Origin of the sequence: Leifsonia shinshuensis (assembly GCF_022606355.1) — a bacterium.
GTDB classification, from domain to species: Bacteria; Actinomycetota; Actinomycetes; order Actinomycetales; family Microbacteriaceae; genus Leifsonia; species Leifsonia shinshuensis_B.
Genome location: NZ_JAHHZQ010000001.1, coordinates 412261 through 430754, shown reverse-complemented (window position 1 = coordinate 430754; position 18494 = coordinate 412261). Strand labels below are relative to the sequence as shown.

Here is an 18494-nt window from a genome sequence, read left to right as displayed (position 1 = left end):
CACGGCGCGGGACCCGCGGGCGACCGCTCCGAGCGCCGGCACCCGAGCGCAGAGCCCGCAACCCTCCGGCTCTGTGCCGCGCCCCCACGTGGAGCGCGTGACAGCCTCAGCGCTGCACCCGATACCTCAGGTGGAGGACCCGTTCGCCCTGGACCACCTCGCCCGGGCCGTCCAGCACCCGCGGCGCTTCTACCGACCCGAAATAGCGTCTGCCCGAGCCGAGCACGACGGGTGCGACGTCCATTCGCACCTCGTCGACCAGCCCTGCCGCGAACACCGGGCCGCCGACGTCTCCCGCGGCGACCTCGACGAGGCGGTCACCCGCGAGCTCCCGCGGTCGCCACGGCGGCCTCCACGCTTCCGACGAAGTGGAAGGGCGCCTCGGCGTTCCATCCCTCGGGCCGAGGCCGGTGCGTCACGACCACGACGCGGTCGACCCCGCCCGGAGGAACGCCCTCCCAGCCGTCGGTCGGGTCGAAGACGTGACGGTCGCCCCGATCGGGCGGTGTAGTCACACGACGCCTGTGACACGGCCAGGACGCCGCCGTCGTCCAGCGGGACGTCGCCGCTGGTCAGCCAGTCGAACAGTGGCCCGGGCTGATCTTTGTCGCCCGCGATGAAGCCGTCCACCGATACCGAGCCGTACCTGACCAGTGTGCCCACGTCGCCCCGATGCAGCGAACCCCCGCTCCCGTGGTTCACGGGGCGGGGGTTCGTCGCGGCGCGGGACAGGTCCCGCGAGCGGCCGCTGCTCAGAGAGCGGCGACCTGCTTGGCGATGGCCGACTTGCGGTTCGCCGCCTGGTTCTTGTGGATGACGCCCTTGCTGGCGGCCTTGTCGATCTTCTTGGCGGCGAGACGCAGCGCCGCGGTCGCCTTCTCCTTGTCGCCGGCGACGACAGCCTCGCGAGTGGCGCGGATGGCCGTCTTCAGCTCGCTCTTGACCGCCTTGTTGCGCTCCTGCGCCTTCTTGTTGGTCTTGTTGCGCTTGATCTGCGACTTGATGTTTGCCACGGATGGTTACTTTCGTTCGAAGTGGGTATCGGATGTGCCGCTCAGCGAGAGAGGGCGCCTCGCGGCGTTCGTGCGGACGAACCCACACGCAAGCCAACAAACAACTTTAGCAGCGGGCGGCCTCCGCGCCAAAACGCGCGCGAACGGGAGCCGGGCTCGACGAAGCCGCGACGCGTGGCGAGGGCGGCACACGGATGCGCGAGGTCGCCCCTGATCGGTCCCCGGTCAGTTCCGCGCCAGCTCCGGTGCGTAGCTGCCCGAGGCGATCTCGTCCGCGAGCGTCGGGCCGTTCGGCTCCCAGCCCAGGTCGATGCGCGCCTTGGTCCCGCGGGCCTGCTGGTCGAGCAGCAGCGCCTCCGCGAGGCCGGCGCCGAGCCGCGCCGAGGTCTGCTCCGCGCTCTCCGCTTCCACGCCGCCGGCAACGTCGGCCGCGTGCGCAGCGAGTTCGCCGAGCTCGCGAACGGTCGGGTTCGCGCCGCCCGCGGCGATGTACACCTCGCCGGCCGCGCCGTTCTCGAGCGCCAGCACATAGAGCGCCGCGACGTCGTCCACGTGCACGGTCGCCCAGTGCTGCGAGCCGTCGCCGATGAGCCGCAGCGCGGGGGAGACGCCCGAGCCGCGCGGGGCGTCGACGATCACGCGGGCCAGACCCTTCCCGTGCCCGTAGACGATCGACGGCACGACCAACGAGCCGCGCACGCCGGTCGCGCCGAGAACGAGCGCCTCGTTGGCGGCGCGCCACGCCGTGATGGCGGGAGGCGCAGCGGGGGAGTCCTCCGCGATGTCGGGGTTCGACCCGTACGTCCAGATCCCGCCGGTGTGCACGAACGGCTTGCCGCTGCGGGCGAGCCCGTCGAGCACGGCCGCGATGAAGACCGGGTCGACGTCGTGACCGGAAGCGAGGTGGATGACACCGTCGCTCTCGCGCGCGAGCCGGGCGACAAGTGCACTGTCGGTGGCGTCGCCCACGACAGCGGCGGCGCCGGCGTCGCGCACGCGCTGCGCCTTCGACTCGTCGCGCACCAGCGCGGTCACAGCGTGCCCCTCGTCGAGGAGGCGGGGGAGGACGGAGGATCCGATGTAGCCGGTCGCGCCGGTCAGGAGAATGCTCATACCTCCAGTCAACACGACGCCCGGCCCCGCATTCCCACGGTCGGTGCTCTGGACGACCGCTGTGACGGCGAGCGTAGGCTCGACCCTATGACCGCATCGAGCATCGCCATCGTCAACGCGTATGTCGTCCCCGTCGTCGGGGATCCGATCGAGAACGGCACGGTCGTCGTCGAAGACGGCCGGATCAGCGCGGTCGGTCCGTCGTCCGAGGTCACCGTGCCGGAGGGGGTCGAGACCTTCGATGCGAGCGGCAAGTGGGTGCTCCCCGGGTTCGTGGAGGCCCATGGCCATGTCGGCATCCACGAGGAGGCGAACGGTCCGGCCGGCGACGACACCAACGAGATGACCACGCCGAACACGGCGGCCGTCCGCGCGATCGACGCCGTGAACATCGACGACGAGGGCTTCAGGGACGCCCTCGCCGGCGGCGTGACCGCCATCGTCGTCAAGCCGGGATCCGGCAACCCGATCGGCGGGCAGACCGTCGCGATCAAGAGCTGGGGCGGCCGCACGATCGACGAGCAGGTGATCAAGGAGGCCGTGAGCGTCAAGTCGGCGCTGGGTGAGAACCCGAAGCGCGTCTACGGCGGCAAGAACCAGACGCCGAGCACCCGCCTCGGCGTGGCCATGATCATCCGCGAGGCGTTCGTCGACGCCCAGAACTATGCCGCCGCCCGCGCCGAGGCCGAGCGCGACGGCAAGACGTTCTCGCGCGACCTGACCAAGGAGACGCTCGCGCGAGTGCTCGCCGGCGAGCTCGTCTGGGACCAGCACACCCACCGCCACGACGACATCGCGACGGCCATCCGCCTGGCGGACGAGTTCGGCTACAAGCTCGTCGTCAACCACGGCACCGAGGCGCACAAGATCGCCGACGTGCTGGCCGAGCGCGACATCCCGGTGATCTTCGGTCCGATGTTCACCTCGCGCTCCAAAGTCGAGCTGCGCGACCGCGCCATCGGCAATCTCGCGCTGATCGCCGCGGCGGGGGTGCGCGTCGCGATCACGACCGACCACCCGGTGGTGCCGATCAACTTCCTGGTCCACCAGGCGTCCCTCGCCGTGAAGGAGGGCCTGCCGCGCGAGACGGCGCTGGAGGCGCTCACGGTGAACCCGGCGTCGTTCCTCGGCCTCGACGACCGCGTCGGTGCACTCGAGCCCGGGCGCGACGGCGACGTCGTGGTGTGGTCGGGCGACCCGCTGGACGTCAACTCGCGCGCCGAGCGGGTCTTCATCGACGGCACCGAGGTCTACCGCTGGCAGGACGGCGCCCCGCACGTCGTCGAGCGCGGCGACCGTTTCCAGTAGCCCGCCCCCGCCCGATCGGCGCGTTCGCGGGTACGGGCTGTTCGAGCGCGGCGGGGCGTTCATGGGAGAATGAGCCCACAATGTCACCACGAGCCCTGAAGCCCCTCGAGCCCGCCGCGACCGACCCGGCCTCCATCCGCAACTTCTGCATCATCGCGCACATCGACCACGGCAAGTCGACGCTGGCCGACCGGATGCTGCAGATCACCGGAGTGGTCTCCGACCGGGACATGCGCGCGCAGTACCTCGACCGCATGGACATCGAGCGCGAGCGCGGCATCACGATCAAGAGCCAGGCCGTCCGGATGCCGTGGGCGCTCGACGGCGACGCTTTCGCGCTCAACATGATCGACACGCCCGGCCACGTGGACTTCACCTACGAGGTGTCGCGTTCGCTGGCCGCGTGCGAGGGCGCGATCCTGCTCGTCGACGCCGCGCAGGGCATCGAGGCCCAGACGCTGGCGAACCTGTATCTGGCGCTGGAGAACGACCTCACGATCATCCCCGTGCTCAACAAGATCGACCTCCCGGCGGCCGACCCCGACAAGTACGCTGCCGAGCTCGCGAGCCTCATCGGAGGCCGCCCGGAGGACGTGCTGCGCGTCTCCGGCAAGACGGGCATGGGGGTTGAGGCTCTGCTCGACCGGGTCGTGCAGGAGATCCCCGCTCCCGTGGGTGTGGCGGACGCTCCGGCCCGGGCGATGATCTTCGACTCGGTCTACGACAGCTACCGCGGCGTGGTCACCTACGTCCGCATGGTGGACGGCAAGCTGGGCCCGCGCGAGCGCATCCAGATGATGTCGACCAAGGCCACCCACGAGATCCTCGAGATCGGCGTGTCCGCGCCCGAGCCGACCCCGTCGAAGGGGCTGGGCGTCGGCGAGGTCGGCTATCTCATCACCGGCGTGAAGGACGTCCGCCAGTCGAAGGTCGGCGACACCGTGACCACGGCTGTGAAGCCCGCGACCAACGCCCTCGCCGGTTACACCGAGCCGAAGCCGATGGTGTTCTCGGGCCTGTACCCGATCGACGGCAGCGACTACCCCGAACTGCGCGAGGCGCTCGACAAGCTCAAGCTCTCCGACGCCGCGCTCGTCTACGAGCCGGAGACGTCGGTGGCGCTCGGCTTCGGGTTCCGCTGCGGCTTCCTCGGCCTCCTCCACCTGGAGATCGTCACCGAGCGCCTGGAGCGCGAGTTCGGCCTCGACCTGATCACCACCGCGCCGAGTGTGATCTACGAGGTCACCACCGAGGACAAGAAGGTCGTCACTGTCACCAACCCGAGCGAGTTCCCCGGCGGCAAGATCGACAGGGTGGAGGAGCCGGTCGTCAAGGCGGCCATCCTCGCGCCGAAGGACTACGTCGGCGTCATCATGGAGCTCTGCCAGGGCCGGCGCGGCACCCTGCTCGGCATGGAGTACCTCGGTGAGGACCGCGTCGAGATCCGCTACACGATGCCGCTCGGCGAGATCGTCTTCGACTTCTTCGACCAGCTGAAGAGCAAGACGGCCGGCTATGCGTCGCTGGACTACGAGCCGTTCGGCGAGCAGGAGGCCGACCTGGTGAAGGTGGACATCCTCCTCCAGGGTGAGACTGTCGACGCGTTCAGCGCGATCGTGCACCGCGACAAGGCCTACGCCTACGGCACGATGATGGCCGGCCGGCTGCGCGAGCTCATCCCGCGTCAGCAGTTCGAGGTCCCCATCCAGGCCGCGATCGGCGCCCGGATCATCGCGCGCGAGAACATCCGCGCGATGCGCAAGGACGTCCTCGCCAAGTGCTACGGCGGCGACATCACCCGCAAGCGCAAGCTCCTCGAGAAGCAGAAGGAGGGCAAGAAGCGCATGAAGATGGTCGGCCGCGTCGAGGTCCCCCAGGAGGCCTTCATCGCGGCGCTCTCCGGCGATACGGAGAAGAAGGACAAGAAGTAGCCACCCGCCCCGCCCGGCCCGCCGAAACGTGAGTAATCGCCGCAACCGACCGCCGGATTCCCGCGTCTGCTCACGTCTCGGCGGCGGCAGCGCGGGCGGCCGGTTCGCGCTCGGCCTCGGATTGACGGAGGATGGTTCCCATGCGCCGCACCAGCTTCACCGACCAGCCCGTCACGTACGGGTCCGTCGGCGGTACGCAGGCCGCCGACCTGCTGTACTACCCGCCGAAGGGCTATCGGCCGCTGGAGCGGAAGGTGCGGCTGGGCAGCGGTGAGGAGCGGTTCGAGGCCGCTTCGGCCGCACTGATGACGTGGGGTGTGCAGCGCGGCAGCGGCATCCGCGTCACCCAGGTCGAAGAGGGCACCGGCGTCCAGTACGAGGGCATCGAGTTCGACGACGACGGCACGCCGCGCGGCATGCGCGAGCACCGGGTCGAGGAGGACGTGTTCGCCGACGACGGCACCCCGTTCATCCGCAACGGGATGACCGCCGTGCTGAAGATCCCGTTCGGCCCCTTCAAAGTGTCGGCGCCCTGCAGGGTCGTCTACGTCATCGACGAGCCGCACCGTCGCGGCTTCGCCTACGGCACGCTCAAGGGGCATCCGGAGAGCGGCGAGGAGGCCTTCCTCGTCGAGCTGCGCGACGACGGAACCGTCTGGTTCGTCGTGCGCGCGTTCTCGCGGCCCTCCAACGGCTTCTACCGGCTGGGCTACCCGGTGCTGCGCGCCGCCCAGACCTCGTACACCAAGCGCTACCTGCGTTCGCTGCTGCCCGCGCGGTCGGCCTGATGCCGGGGGCCCTCCCGCTGGGCGATCCGGCCCCGGCCGACGGCGTGCTGCCCGGCTCTGCAGCCGTCGGGGCCGGCGAGCGCGACTTCGGGGTGTACCTGCACGTTCCGTTCTGCCGGGTGCGCTGCGGGTACTGCGACTTCAACACCTACACCGCCACCGAGCTGCGTGGCGTCTCGCAGTCCGAGTACGCCGGTCACGCGGTCCGTGAGGTCGCGTTCGCCGCCGAGTCGCTCGAGCGCAGCGGGGTGCCGGAACGGGAGGTGTCGACCGTCTTCTTCGGGGGAGGCACGCCGACGCTGCTCCCGCCGGACGACCTGGGGGCGATGCTCGCGGCCGTGCGCGGGGCGTGGGGCATCGCGGACGGCGCCGAGGTGACCACGGAGGCCAACCCCGACTCGGTCGACGCCGACGACCTGCGGCGGCTCGCCGATGCGGGGTTCACGCGCGTGTCGTTCGGGATGCAGTCGGCCGTGCCGAGCGTGCTGGCGACTCTGGAACGCACGCACGACCCCGAGCGCATCCCGCTCGTCGTGCGCTGGGCCCGGGAGACCGGCCTCCAGGTGAGCCTCGACCTGATCTACGGCACGCCGGGCGAGACCCTCGACGACTGGTCGCGCTCGCTCGACACGGCTCTGGCCTGCGAGCCCGACCACATCTCGGCGTACGCGCTGATCGTCGAGCCCGGCACCAAGCTGGCGCGCCAGATCCGCTCCGGCGCCGTGGCGGAGCCCGACGACGACCTCGAGGCCGACATGTACGAGCTGGCCGACGCGCGGCTCACCGCAGCGGGCTACGGCTGGTACGAGGTCAGCAACTGGGCGGCCGACGACGCTCACCGCTCCCGGCACAACCTGGCGTACTGGCTCGGGCACGACTGGTGGGGCGTCGGTCCCGGCGCGCACAGCCACGTCGGCGGGGTGCGCTGGTGGAACGTGAAGCATCCGGCCGCCTACGCGCAGCGGGTGCTGGCGGGGGAGTCGCCCGCGGCCGGCCGGGAGACCCTCGACGCCGAGACGCGGCGTGTCGAGCGGGTGCTGCTGCTCACCCGGATCCGCGAGGGCGTGGCCGTCGACGAGCTGGAGGCTCCCGGGCGTCGCGCGGTCGCCGGTCTCATCGCCGATGGCCTGGTGGACGCGAAAGCCGCCCTCGCCGGATCGGTGGTGCTGACCCTGCGAGGGCGGCTGCTGGCGGACGCCGTCGTACGACGGCTGCTCGCCGAGGAGTGATCGAGTGACCGGGGTCGGTCTCAGCTCACGAACTTGATGGCGATCGGGTAGGTGTAGAACTGCCCCTGGTTGGCCTTGATCGCCGCGATGATGCTGAACACGATGTTGAGCACCCAGACCGCGAGCAGGATGATCAGCCCGATGCCGACGATGCTGAGGATCCAGCCGACGACGTAGCCGATGAACAGCGTGATCTGGAAGTTCAGCGCGGTGGCCGTGTGCGACCGGATGAACGGGCCGCGGTCCTTGAGCACGAGGTACCCGACCAGGGCGGGGATCCAGTTGAACAGGATGCCGCCGATGTGGATCAGGGTGGCCCAGAGCTTCTCGTCGGCCGGGCTCAGCGACTGCGCCTGACCTCCGTACGGCTGCTGGGGCGGCGGGGGTGGGGGCGTTGCGGACATGGTGTTGTCTCCTCCAATGGGGTAATGACGGGTCCCAGCCTAGAGGTCGGAGGCCGTTCCTGAGAAGCAGCCGAGAGCCATTGCCCGATTTCTGTCGACTATTTGATGAACCGGAAGTTGATCGGGTAGCGGTAGCTGCCGCCGCTGTTGACCTTCACGAATCCGAGGATCGAGAAGACCAGGTTCACGATGTACAGCGCCCACGGGATGAGGAGGCTGAACAGCAGGAAGCCGATCCCCAGCGTGAAGGAGCCGATGATCACGCCGAGAATCTGCGAGACGGCCCACGCGATGATCCAGGTGATCTGCCAGTTGAGCGCCTCCTTGGCCTCCTGGTTGGTGAGCGCTCCCCGGTCTTTGAAGACGAGCCAGATGATCAGCGAGGGAAGGAACCAGAGGATGCCGCCCAGGTGGGCGAACGAAGCCCACTGCTTGTCCTGGGCGGGGTCGAGGGGAGCGGCCGGTGCCGACGCGTACGCCTGCTGGGGAGGGACGGCCCCGGCGGGCTGGCCGGCGGGTTGGCCGGTGGGCTGGCCGGTGGGTTGGCCGGAGGGAGCGCTGTACGGCTGCTGCGGGGGAACGCCGTTGTCGCCGTCGGCGGGAGGCTGGGTCGGGTCTGTCATGAGGAAACCCTTTCGTGGTCGGCTGCGGGCGTATCCGAGCCGGTGCGCACACAGTACAACTGCGGAGGCGCGGCGTAAATCATCGGTGTCGCGCGTTGCCCGTTCTGTGACGGGGACGCGTTATGATTAGCACTCAGGATCTCCGAGTGCCAGCCGCTCGGAGACCTTCCCGTGCTCGATCCGTACGCTCGAACCTCGAGCCCCAGCGACGACAGGAGGCGGTTGGCGTGGTCTCGGAACGCAGTCTCGAAGTGCTCCGCGTCATCGTGCAGGACTATGTCGCCTCGCGCGAGCCGGTCGGCTCCAAGAGCATCGTGGAGCGCCACTCGTTCGGTGTGTCCGCCGCGACGATCCGCAACGACATGGCACTCCTCGAGGAGGAGCAGCTGATCGCCGCGCCGCATACGTCCTCCGGGCGGGTCCCCACCGACAAGGGCTATCGGCTGTTCGTCGACCACCTCGCCGAGGCACGCCCGCTGTCGGCGGCGCAGCGCACCGCGATCGAGACGTTCCTCGGGCAGTCGGTCGACGTGGACGACGTGCTGTCGCGCACCGTGCGGCTGCTGTCGCAGCTGACCAACCAGGTCGCTCTCGTGCAGTACCCGTCGGTGGCGCGATCGCGGATCCGGCACATCGAGCTGGTCTCGCTCGCACCCCACCGGCTCCTCAGCGTGCTCATCACCGACTCCGGCGCGGTCGAGCAGCGCGTGATCGAGCTGCCGGAGGAGCTCGGCGACACCGAGATCGCCGAGATCCGGGGCGCCATCAACGGTGCGGCGGCGGGCCTCTCGCTCATCGACGCCGCCGCCCGCCTGCGCGAGCTCCCCGAGCACCTGACCGACCGCACCAGGACGCTGGTGGCCCCGGTGGCCGGTGCGCTCCTCGATCAGATCGCCGCCAACCGGCAGGACAAGCTGGTGATGGCCGGCGCGGCGAACCTGGCCCGCACGGAGACCGACTTCCCGGGTTCGATCACGCCGGTGCTCGAGGCCATCGAGGAGCAGGTGGTCCTGCTGCGGCTCTTCGACGAGATGGCGCTCGACCAGCACGGCGTCGCCGTGAGCATCGGGCGCGAGAACCCGGTCGTGGGGCTGACCGAGACCTCCGTGATGTCGAGCACCTACAGCTCGGGCTCGGATGTCGCACGCGTCGGTCTCCTCGGACCTCTCCGCATGGACTATTCGGGCAACATGGCCGCGGTCCGTGCCGTGGCACGCTACCTCTCCCGCCTCCTCGGCGACTGACACCAACCTGACGAACACGACGCGACGAACAGAAGGAACAGCCTCACTTTGGCCGACCACTACGAAGTACTCGGCGTTGATCGCAACGCCACCCCTGACGAGATCAAGAAGGCGTACCGCCGGCTCGCACGCGAGCTGCACCCCGACGTCAACCCGAGCAGTGAGGCGCAGGAGCGCTTCAAGCTCGTCACGCACGCCTACGACGTGCTCAGCGACCCGCAGCAGCGCCAGCAGTACGACCTGGGCGGTTCGACCGGTTTCGGCGGGGGAGCGCCCGGCGACTTCGCGGGCTTCGGCGACATCTTCGAGACGTTCTTCGGCGGGGGCGGCGGCGCCACGCGCGGTCCGCGGTCGCGCCGTGAGCGCGGCCAGGACGCGCTGCTGCGCGTGGAGGTCGACCTCGACGAGGTCGTCTTCGGCACGCACCGCGACCTGGAGGTCGACACGGCCGTCGTCTGCGAGACCTGCAACGGTTCCTGCTGCCAGCCCGGCACCGCTCCCGTGACCTGCGACATCTGCCACGGCACGGGCAGCATCCAGCGGTCGGTGCGGTCCCTGCTCGGAAACGTGATGACCTCCAGCCCGTGCGGCAGCTGCCGCGGCTACGGCACGGTCATCGCCACGCCCTGCGTGACCTGCCAGGGGCAGGGACGGGTCCGCGCCCGCCGCACCGTTCCCGTCGACATCCCCGCCGGCGTCGACACGGGACTGCGCCTGCAGATGCCCGGCTCGGGCGAGGCCGGCCCCGCCGGCGGCCCCAACGGCGACCTCTACCTCGAGATCAAGGTGAAGCACCACGACGTGTTCAGCCGCGACGGCGACGACCTGCTGTGCACCCTGGAGGTGTCGATGGCCGATGCCATCCTCGGCACCACGGCCACGGTGAAGGCGCTCGACGGCGACATCCGCCTCGAGCTGAAGCCCGGCACCCAGAGCGCAGACATCGTCTCGGTCAAAGACCGCGGCATCACGCACCTGCGCGGCAGCGGGCGCGGCGACCTCCGGGTCGGCATCCAGGTCGTGACGCCCACGAAGCTCGACCACAAAGAGAAGGAACTGATCAAGAAGTTCGCGGCGACCCACCACAGCGGGGAGCCGTCGCTCGCGCGGTTCCAGCAGGGGCTGTTCGCGAAGCTCCGCGACCGGTTCCTCAACCTCTGAGCGCCCGGCGCCACCGATGAGCTCCCTGTATCTGCGCGAAGACCTCGCCGAGGTCGAGGTGGGTGCGCGCCTGACGCTGGCCGGCGCGGAGGCCAAGCACGCGTCGACGGTCAACCGCACCCGGCCCGGCGAGAGCGTGCTGATCGGCAACGGGCGCGGGCTGGTCGCCTCCGGCGAGGTCCTGGTCGCCACGAACACCGAGCTCACGATCGACGTGGAGACCGTCGAGAGGGTTCCGCGCGCCGAACCCGGGATCACGCTCGTACAGGCGCTCGCCAAGGGCGACCGCGACGAACTGGCGGTGCAGGCGGCCACGGAGCTCGGCGTCGACGCGGTGGTGCCGTGGGCGGCCTCCCGGTCGGTGTCGCGCTGGGAGGGCGCGAAGGTCGCGAAGGGCCGCGACCGCTGGGCGGCGATCGTGCGCGAGGCGAGCAAGCAGTCCATCCGGGCCTGGACGCCGGAGGTCGGCGACCTGTCGTCGACGAAGCAGGTGGCCGCGCTGGCGGCGACGCAGCGGCTGCTGGTGCTGGAGCCGGGTGCGACCACCCCGCTGACGTCGGTCCGGCCGGACGGCCGGCCGCTGGCGCTCGTGGTGGGACCGGAGGGCGGGATCGCGCCGCAGGAGCTGGACGCCTTCCGCGCGGCGGGCGGCGAGATCGTCCGCCTCGGCGACACCGTGCTTCGCACCTCCACGGCCGGCCCGGCCGCGCTGGCGGTCCTCAACGCCGCGCTCGGGCGCTGGTAGCCCGCGACGGCCGCCGACCTGACGAATAGGATGGATGTCATGGAGACAGGGGAGCGTTCGATCTTCTCGCGCATCATCGCGGGCGAGATCCCGGCCGACGTCGTGTTCGACAGCGAGCGGATCATCGCGTTCCGCGACATCGCGCCGAAGGCGCCGGTGCATCTGCTCGTGGTGCCCAAGACGGAGCGCTACCGCGACGTCGTGGAGCTCGCCGCGGGCGATCCCGACCTGCTGGCCGAGCTGGTGGCGACTGCCAAGCAGCTCGCCGACGAGCACGCCGACGGCGATTTCCGACTGGTCTTCAACACCGGTGCGGGGGCGGGACAGACCGTGTTCCACGTCCACGCCCACATTCTGGGCTCGCCCGCGGGCGGGCTCGAGGAAGGAAGCCTTGGCGACGAGTGAACCGACGCCGACCCCGCCGGCGGACGCGTCCGGCCCGGTAGAACCTGCCGGCTCGGCCGAGGCGCGGCTGAGCGTCGACGGAATCCAGATGGTCCGACTGCTCGGACCGCAGGACCGACTGCTGACCACGCTGGAGCGCCAGTATCCGCTGGTCGACGTGCACGTGCGCGGCAACGAGATCGGCCTGACGGGTGACGCGACCCAGGTCGCGGCCGCCCGGGCGCTGCTCGAGGAGCTGCTGCAGATGGTGCGCAACGGCCAGGACATCGGCCCGGCAGAGGTCGCGAGTTCGGCGCGGATGATGCGCAGCGACCTGGGCCTCAGCCCGTCCGACGTGCTGAGCCAGGCCATCCTGACCGCGCGCGGCAAGAGCATCCGGCCGAAGACCCTCGGCCAGAGCCAGTACGTCGACGCCATCGACCACAACACGATCGTGTTCGGCATCGGCCCGGCGGGAACGGGCAAGACCTACCTCGCTATGGCGAAGGCCGTGCAGGCGCTCCAGCGCAAAGAGGTCAGCAGGATCATCCTGACGCGCCCCGCCGTGGAGGCCGGCGAGCGGCTCGGCTATCTGCCCGGCACCCTCACCGACAAGATCGACCCGTACCTCCGGCCGCTGTACGACGCGCTGAACGAGATGCTCGACCCCGACCTGGTGCCCAAGCTGCTGGCCGCGGGCACCATTGAGGTCGCGCCGCTCGCCTACATGCGCGGGCGCACGCTCAACGACTCGTTCATCATCCTCGACGAGGCGCAGAACACGACGCCGGAGCAGATGAAGATGTTCCTCACGCGGCTGGGGTTCAACTCCAAGATGGTCGTCACCGGCGACATCACCCAGATCGATCTGCCCAACGCGGCGAGCGGGCTCCGGCTGATCACCCGCGTGCTGAAGGACATCGACGACATCCACTTCGCGCGGCTGACCAGCGAGGACGTCGTGCGCCACACCCTCGTCGCCCGCATCGTCGACGCGTACACCGAGTACGACGCCCGCCAGCAGGCCAGGCAGTATGAGCGCGACGAGGCACGCGAGTTCGCCAACCGCGCGGAGCGCCGCGCCGGCACCCCCCGCGACCACCTCCCGAAACGACAGGGTCCCGCACGATGAGCATCGAGATCAACAACGAGTCGTCCATCGAGGTGGACGAGTCCGCCCTCCAGCGGCTCGCCGGTTACGCGCTCGACATCATGCACGTGCACCCGGACGCCGAGCTCGCGATCGTCTTGGTGGACGAGGCGGCGATGGAGCAGCTGCACGTGCAGTGGATGGACGAGCCGGGCCCCACCGACGTCCTCAGCTTCCCGATGGACGAGCTGCGGCCGGGAACCGAGGAGGAGCCGGCGCCCGCCGGGCTGCTCGGCGACGTCGTGCTGTGCCCCCAGGTGGCGCAGGTGCAGGCGGAGACCGCCGGTCACACCCTGATGGACGAGCTGCTGCTGCTGACCACGCACGGCATCCTCCACTTGCTGGGCTTCGACCACGCGGAGCCTGCCGAGGAGCGCGAGATGTTCGGCATCCAGCGCGACATCCTCGTCGGCTTCTCGCGCTACGACCGACAGCGCTAGGCGCCATGCTCGCGACCCTGTTCTTCGTCGTCGCCTTCCTGCTGGTGGCGTTCGGTGGTCTGATGGCCGCGGTCGACTCGGCTCTCGCCGTGCAGTCGCGCGGCGACATCGCGGATCTCGCCGAGACGTCACGCGCGAAGAAGTCGCTGGCGTCGATCGCCGAAGATCCCGGGGCGTACTTCAACGCGATCAATTTCAGCCGGATCATCGCGGAGACCACCGCTGCCGTGCTCGTGACCCTCGCGTTCGAGCAGATCTTCGAGGAGTGGTGGATCTCGCTGATCCTGTCGGCGGCCATCATGACGGGCGTGTCGTTCGTGCTGGTGGGGGCGAGCCCGCGCAGCGTGGGGAGGGCGAACTCGACGGCGCTGCTGCGGCTCACCGCGCCGCTCGTGCGCGGTATCCGGGTCGTCCTCGGGCCGATCCCTGGCGGTCTGGTCGCACTGGGCAACCGGGTGACCCCCTCCCGTTCCCGCTCGGCGCCGGTGACGAGCGAGGAGCAGCTGCTCAGCATCGTGGACGAGGCGACCGAGTTCGACGTCCTCGAGGAGGACGACCGCGAGCTGATCCACTCGATCTTCGAGTTCAGCGACACCGTCGTGCGCGAGGTGATGGTGCCCCGCACCGACATGATCACCGTGGACATCTCGGCGGGGCTCGGCACCGCGATGGGGCTGTTCTTCTCGACCGGCGTCTCGCGCATGCCCGTCATCGACGGCGACCCCGACGAGGTCGCCGGGGTGCTCTACCTGAAGGACGTCGCCAAGCTGAGCTTCGAGAGCGCGCTCGACTCCGACACCCTCACCGTGGGCGAGCTGGCGCGACCTGCCCTGTTCGTGCCGGAGTCGCAGAAGGCCGATGCGCTCCTGCGGCAGATGCAGGGCGAGAAGAACCACCTCGCCATGGTGGTCGACGAGTATGGCGGGATCGCCGGCCTGGTCACGCTCGAAGATCTGATCGAGGAGCTGATCGGCGACATCTCGGACGAGTACGACCACGAGGTCGCGCTGGTGCAGGAGCTCGGTGGAGGCCGTCGCAGGGTCGCGACCCGGCTGGGCATCGACGACCTCGGCGAGCTGTTCGACCTCGAGATCGAGGACGAAGACGTCGACAGTGTCGGCGGCCTGGTCGCGAAGGCGCTGGGGCGCCTGCCGGAGGTGGGCTCCACGGTCGCCGTGCACGGCCTCCGGTTCACCGTCGACCGCATCGACGGCCGCCACAAGCACGTCAGCACCGTGCTGGTGGAGCCCGACACCGCGTTGCTCCCGGAGCCGGACGTCCAGCCGACCCGGCACGACGGCCGGCAGAGCACGGCTGCGCAGCACCCGCCGGCGCAGCTCAAACACAAGGAGGCACGCAGATGAGCGACTATCACGCCGGATTCGTCTCGTTCGTAGGCCGCCCCAACGTGGGGAAGTCGACGCTCACCAACGCCCTGGTCGGCGAGAAGGTGGCGATCACGAGTTCCAAGCCGCAGACGACGCGTCGCGCCATCCGCGGCATCGTCCACCAGCGCGGCGGCCAGCTCGTGCTGGTCGACACGCCGGGCATCCACCGGCCGCGCACGCTGCTCGGCGAGCGGCTGAACACCCTCGTCCAGTCGACGCTCGGCGACGTCGATGTGATCGGCTTCTGCGTGCCGGCCGACGAGAAGATCGGGCCGGGCGATCGGTTCATCAACGACCAGCTCGACGACTACCCGAACGCGAAGAAGGTCGCGATCGTCACCAAGATCGACGCGGCGGGCAAGACGCAGGTCGCGGAGCAGCTGCTCGCGGTCTCCGCCCTGCGCGAGTGGGAGGCGATCATCCCGATCTCGGCGACGAGCCGCATCCAGCTGGACACGCTCACGAGCGAGCTGCTCAAGCTGCTCCCGGAGTCGCCCGGCCCGCTCTACCCCGAGGACGCGGTCACCGACGAGGGGCTGGAGGAGCGGATCGCCGAGTACATCCGCGAGGCGGTGCTCGAGGGCGTCGAGGACGAGCTGCCGCACTCTCTGGCGGTGACGATCGACGACATCGTCGAGCGCGACGACAAAGACCTCGTGGAGGTCTACGCGAACCTGTTCGTGGAGCGCGACAGCCAGAAGGCCATCGTGATCGGCAAGGGCGGCTCGCGCATCCGCGATGTCGGGGTGGAGGCCAGGAAGCCGATCGAGCAGCTGCTCGGGCGCAAGGTGTTCCTCTCGCTCCGGGTGAAGGTCGCGAAAGACTGGCAGCGCGACCCCAAGCAGCTCGGCCGCCTCGGGTTCTGAGGCCGTCGCAGCTCGGCAGGATGCCGTACATCGCAAGGATGATTGGCTCCGCCGAATGCGGAACGGACCGGCACGTACCCGTACCGTAGAGATATGTCGGATCGCACGCGGCTCCTGAGCGCGCTCGCACCGCACCGGTGGGTGCTGGAGCCCGCTGTCGCCGTGCTGCTCTTCGGGCTGTGGCTGCTGACCGGCCTCTCGTTCGATCTGGCCGGAGCGCTCGCGTCGCTGCTGTACTGCGCCGCCGTCGCCCTCTCGCGCGTGCTGCCCGTGGTCGCCCTCGAGATCGCCTGGCTCGCGGTCATCGCCGAGCTCACCGAGGGCATGTCGCTTCCCTTGCCGCACCGGGTGCTCGCCACGACGGCGGTCGTGATCGCGATCTTCGGGATCTCGTCGCACGGGGGCAGGGTCTCGCGCTGGTTCGCCTTCGCCTCCGCGATCCTCTGGGCACCCGCCGAGGCCTACCTCCTCACGGTGCGCGGCGAGGTGAAGTTCCCGCAGTTCGGGCCCGTCATCGGCGGCTACTACACGAGCCAGGGGGTGGGGTTCCTGATGATGAGCCTCCTGCTGGGTGTGGTGTTCGCGACCGCCTGGCTGCTCGGCTTCCTGGTGGCCCGGCAGCGGGTGGCTTCGGCGTCGTCGGCCCGCTCGAGCTCGGCGCCCTCCGTGCTGGTCTGGCTCGCCTCCTCGGGTGGCGCTCCGGCCACCGCGGGCGACGACGAACCCGGCCTCGTGCGCCGGCTGACCCGGCCGCAGCTGACGTTCGACATCGGCGGCGCGGTCGCCTACATCTTCTTCTGCCTCATCGCGGACTTCGCCTCCAGCCTGATGCCCGACGCCAGCGGGCGGTCGACCTTCCTCGTGCTGATCGTCTTCGCCGTGGCGGTCGCGCTGCGCCGGATGTCGCCTGCCGTGTCGCTGGCGATCGCGTGGCTGGCCGCCGTCCTGCAGATGACGACGGGGCACAACATCCTGGTCAGCGACATCGCCGTGCTGATCGTGCTCTACGCCACTGCGCTCTACGGCGATCGGGTGGTGCGCTACGCGGGGCTCATCTCGGCGGGCATCGGAGCCCTGGTCGCCTCCCTGTACCTGTCGCTGACCTCCGCCCTGGCCCAGGGCTACTTCGACCTGCTGTCGACGCAGCTCACCGGCCTCGCGCTGCAGTTCGCGTTCCTCTTCGTCGTGAGCGTCACGGTCCTCGGGCTGTCGTGGGTGCTCGGCCTCCTCGTGCGCACGTGGCGCAACGCGCGGGCCTCCCGGCACGCGCAGATCGCGGCGGAGCTCGACCGCAACCGGGCCGAGGAGGTCGTGGTCGTCGAGCAGGAGCGCACGCGCATCGCCCGCGACATGCACGACGTCGTCGCGCATTCGCTGGCCGTGGTCATCGCGCAGGCCGACGGGGCACGGTATGCACGCCACGCCGACCCGGACGCGGTCGACACGGCGCTGGAGACCATCGCCGCGACAGCGCGGTCGGCTCTGGTCGACGTGCGGGTGCTGCTCGCGGAGCTGCGGCAGAGCCAGCCCGAGGGCCCCCAACCGTCGCTCGCCGATGTCGACCACACCGTCGAGCAGGTGCGCGCCGCCGGCCTGCCGGTGACCATGGAACGTCGAGGGCAGCTCGACGGCCTGGGCTCCGCGCAGCAGATCGCCGCGTACCGCATCGTGCAGGAGGCGCTCACCAACGCGCTCCGGCACGGAGACACCAGCAGACCGGTCACCGTCGTGCTGGCCCAGGCCGGCCGCGCCGACGGAGCACCCGGCATCGCCATCACCGTGAGGAACAGCATGAAGACACCACCACAGGAACAGACGACGACCGGCTCCCTGCCACGCATCGGGCACGGCCTCCCCGGCATGCGCGAGCGTGCGGTGCTGGCGGGGGGCTCGCTCACGGCCGGGCCGGCGGCCGACGGCTTCCTCGTGGAGGCCTTCCTGCCCGTGGTCGCCGGAGTACGCGCGTGAGCGCCCCGATCCGTGTCGCGCTGGTCGACGACCAGGCGCTGTTCCGTGCCGGGATCCGCATGCTGGTCGGGTCGCAGCCCGATCTCGAGTTCGCGGGCGAGGCCTCCGACGGGCGGGAGGGCGTGGAGCTCGTGCGTGAGGCACGGCCCGACGTCGTGCTCATGGACATCCGGATGCCGGTCATGGACGGCATCGCCGCCACGAGCCGGATCGTCGAGGAGGCGGAGCGCGAGGGGCGGACTCCCGCCCGCATCATCGTGCTGACCACGTTCGACCTCGACGAAGCGGCGGCGCGGGCCATTCGCGGCGGGGCCAGCGGGTTCGTGCTCAAGGACGCGGAACCCGAGTTCCTCCTCGCCGCCATCCGCACGGTGCACGCCGGTAGCGCCGTCATCGCGGCGGGCGCGACCAGGGAGCTGTTCGAGTACTTCTCCGACAGCCAGCGCTCCACGCAGGAGCCCACGGAGTTCACGTCGCTGACCGGCAGGGAGCGCGAGATCTTCGCGCTGGCTGCGCGCGGACTCAGCAACTCCGAGATCGCCGGCTCGGAGTATCTGAGCGAGGCGACGGTGAAGACGCACATCAGCAGGATCCTGTCGAAGCTCGGGCTGCGCGATCGTGTGCAGATGGTCGTCTACGCCTTCGAGCACGGGCTCACGACGCCCGCTGGCGGCGACGCCGACTGACCCGCGTCCGGGATCACCCGTTCATCACCCGGTGAATCATCCTGTGGGCGGAC

At 70.1% G+C, this 18494-nt stretch carries 18 protein-coding genes and 1 pseudogene; 14 read left to right on the top strand and 5 right to left on the bottom strand.

Annotated elements, in window-relative coordinates; translation table 11 throughout:
• Positions 1 to 106: 106 nt before the first annotated feature.
• The 3 genes and pseudogenes from KNO15_RS23255 to KNO15_RS02175 all read right to left on the bottom strand — a co-directional run bounded on the left by KNO15_RS23255 (position 107) and on the right by KNO15_RS02175 (position 2126).
• Positions 107 to 663, bottom strand: a pseudogene (locus KNO15_RS23255) (dihydrofolate reductase family protein).
• Positions 664 to 752: 89 nt separating this feature from the next.
• A complete protein-coding gene (gene rpsT / locus KNO15_RS02180) occupies positions 753 to 1013 on the bottom strand; it encodes a 30S ribosomal protein S20 (RefSeq protein ID WP_179605938.1) in 261 nt (86 codons plus the stop codon).
• A 225-nt stretch (positions 1014 to 1238) separates the two neighbouring features.
• Positions 1239 to 2126, bottom strand: coding sequence for an NAD-dependent epimerase/dehydratase family protein (locus KNO15_RS02175; RefSeq protein WP_241701763.1), 888 nt, complete (start codon positions 2124 to 2126; stop codon positions 1239 to 1241).
• Positions 2127 to 2213: 87 nt separating this feature from the next.
• Between KNO15_RS02175 and KNO15_RS02170 the strand changes: the two genes are divergently transcribed.
• The 4 genes from KNO15_RS02170 to hemW all read left to right on the top strand — a co-directional run bounded on the left by KNO15_RS02170 (position 2214) and on the right by hemW (position 7382).
• Positions 2214 to 3434, top strand: coding sequence for an amidohydrolase (locus KNO15_RS02170; RefSeq protein WP_241701761.1), 1221 nt, complete (start codon positions 2214 to 2216; stop codon positions 3432 to 3434).
• Between the two features lie 80 nt (positions 3435 to 3514).
• On the top strand, positions 3515 to 5365 hold the full coding sequence (gene lepA, locus KNO15_RS02165) for a translation elongation factor 4 (RefSeq protein ID WP_241701759.1): 1851 nt from the start codon (positions 3515 to 3517) through the stop codon (positions 5363 to 5365).
• 140 nt (positions 5366 to 5505) lie between these two features.
• Positions 5506 to 6153: a DUF1990 family protein gene (locus KNO15_RS02160; RefSeq protein ID WP_241701758.1), complete on the top strand. Its 648-nt coding sequence runs from the start codon at positions 5506 to 5508 to the stop codon at positions 6151 to 6153.
• Positions 6153 to 7382 (top strand): radical SAM family heme chaperone HemW, encoded by a 1230-nt coding sequence (gene hemW / locus KNO15_RS02155; RefSeq protein ID WP_241701757.1) that lies wholly within the window; start codon positions 6153 to 6155, stop codon positions 7380 to 7382. Before KNO15_RS02160 ends, hemW begins: the two co-directional genes overlap by 1 nt.
• 20 nt (positions 7383 to 7402) lie before the next feature.
• On the opposite strand, the gene KNO15_RS02150 is transcribed toward hemW, so the two are convergent.
• On the bottom strand, positions 7403 to 7786 hold the full coding sequence (locus KNO15_RS02150) for a DUF4870 domain-containing protein (protein ID WP_241701756.1): 384 nt from the start codon (positions 7784 to 7786) through the stop codon (positions 7403 to 7405).
• 98 nt (positions 7787 to 7884) lie between these two features.
• Positions 7885 to 8409: a DUF4870 domain-containing protein gene (locus KNO15_RS02145; RefSeq protein WP_241701755.1), complete on the bottom strand. Its 525-nt coding sequence runs from the start codon at positions 8407 to 8409 to the stop codon at positions 7885 to 7887.
• A gap of 227 nt (positions 8410 to 8636) precedes the next feature.
• Between KNO15_RS02145 and hrcA the strand changes: the two genes are divergently transcribed.
• The 10 genes from hrcA (at position 8637) to KNO15_RS02095 (ending at position 18441) form a co-directional block, all read left to right on the top strand.
• The gene (gene hrcA / locus KNO15_RS02140; protein ID WP_241701754.1) at positions 8637 to 9653 is read left to right on the top strand and encodes a heat-inducible transcriptional repressor HrcA; all 1017 of its coding nucleotides are present in this window, start codon (positions 8637 to 8639) and stop codon (positions 9651 to 9653) included.
• A gap of 48 nt (positions 9654 to 9701) precedes the next feature.
• On the top strand, positions 9702 to 10814 hold the full coding sequence (gene dnaJ, locus KNO15_RS02135) for a molecular chaperone DnaJ (protein ID WP_241701753.1): 1113 nt from the start codon (positions 9702 to 9704) through the stop codon (positions 10812 to 10814).
• Between the two features lie 16 nt (positions 10815 to 10830).
• Positions 10831 to 11559, top strand: coding sequence for a 16S rRNA (uracil(1498)-N(3))-methyltransferase (locus KNO15_RS02130; RefSeq protein ID WP_241701752.1), 729 nt, complete (start codon positions 10831 to 10833; stop codon positions 11557 to 11559).
• A 39-nt stretch (positions 11560 to 11598) separates the two neighbouring features.
• Positions 11599 to 11964 (top strand): histidine triad nucleotide-binding protein, encoded by a 366-nt coding sequence (locus KNO15_RS02125; RefSeq protein WP_241701751.1) that lies wholly within the window; start codon positions 11599 to 11601, stop codon positions 11962 to 11964.
• 88 nt (positions 11965 to 12052) lie between these two features.
• The gene (locus tag KNO15_RS02120) at positions 12053 to 13075 is read left to right on the top strand and encodes a PhoH family protein (protein ID WP_241702661.1); all 1023 of its coding nucleotides are present in this window, start codon (positions 12053 to 12055) and stop codon (positions 13073 to 13075) included.
• Positions 13072 to 13533: an rRNA maturation RNase YbeY gene (gene ybeY, locus KNO15_RS02115; RefSeq protein ID WP_208039260.1), complete on the top strand. Its 462-nt coding sequence runs from the start codon at positions 13072 to 13074 to the stop codon at positions 13531 to 13533. The genes KNO15_RS02120 and ybeY overlap by 4 nt, the downstream gene beginning before the upstream one ends.
• Before the next feature lie 5 nt (positions 13534 to 13538).
• Positions 13539 to 14897 (top strand): hemolysin family protein, encoded by a 1359-nt coding sequence (locus KNO15_RS02110; RefSeq protein ID WP_241701750.1) that lies wholly within the window; start codon positions 13539 to 13541, stop codon positions 14895 to 14897.
• Positions 14894 to 15787, top strand: a complete 894-nt coding sequence (gene era / locus KNO15_RS02105) for a GTPase Era (RefSeq protein ID WP_241701749.1) — start codon at positions 14894 to 14896, stop codon at positions 15785 to 15787. Before KNO15_RS02110 ends, era begins: the two co-directional genes overlap by 4 nt.
• Positions 15788 to 15880: 93 nt before the next feature.
• Complete coding sequence (locus KNO15_RS02100; RefSeq protein ID WP_241701747.1) at positions 15881 to 17755, top strand: sensor histidine kinase; 1875 nt, start codon at positions 15881 to 15883, stop codon at positions 17753 to 17755.
• Complete coding sequence (locus KNO15_RS02095; protein ID WP_308220415.1) at positions 17752 to 18441, top strand: response regulator transcription factor; 690 nt, start codon at positions 17752 to 17754, stop codon at positions 18439 to 18441. The genes KNO15_RS02100 and KNO15_RS02095 overlap by 4 nt, the downstream gene beginning before the upstream one ends.
• The last annotated feature ends 53 nt before the right edge of the window (positions 18442 to 18494 follow it).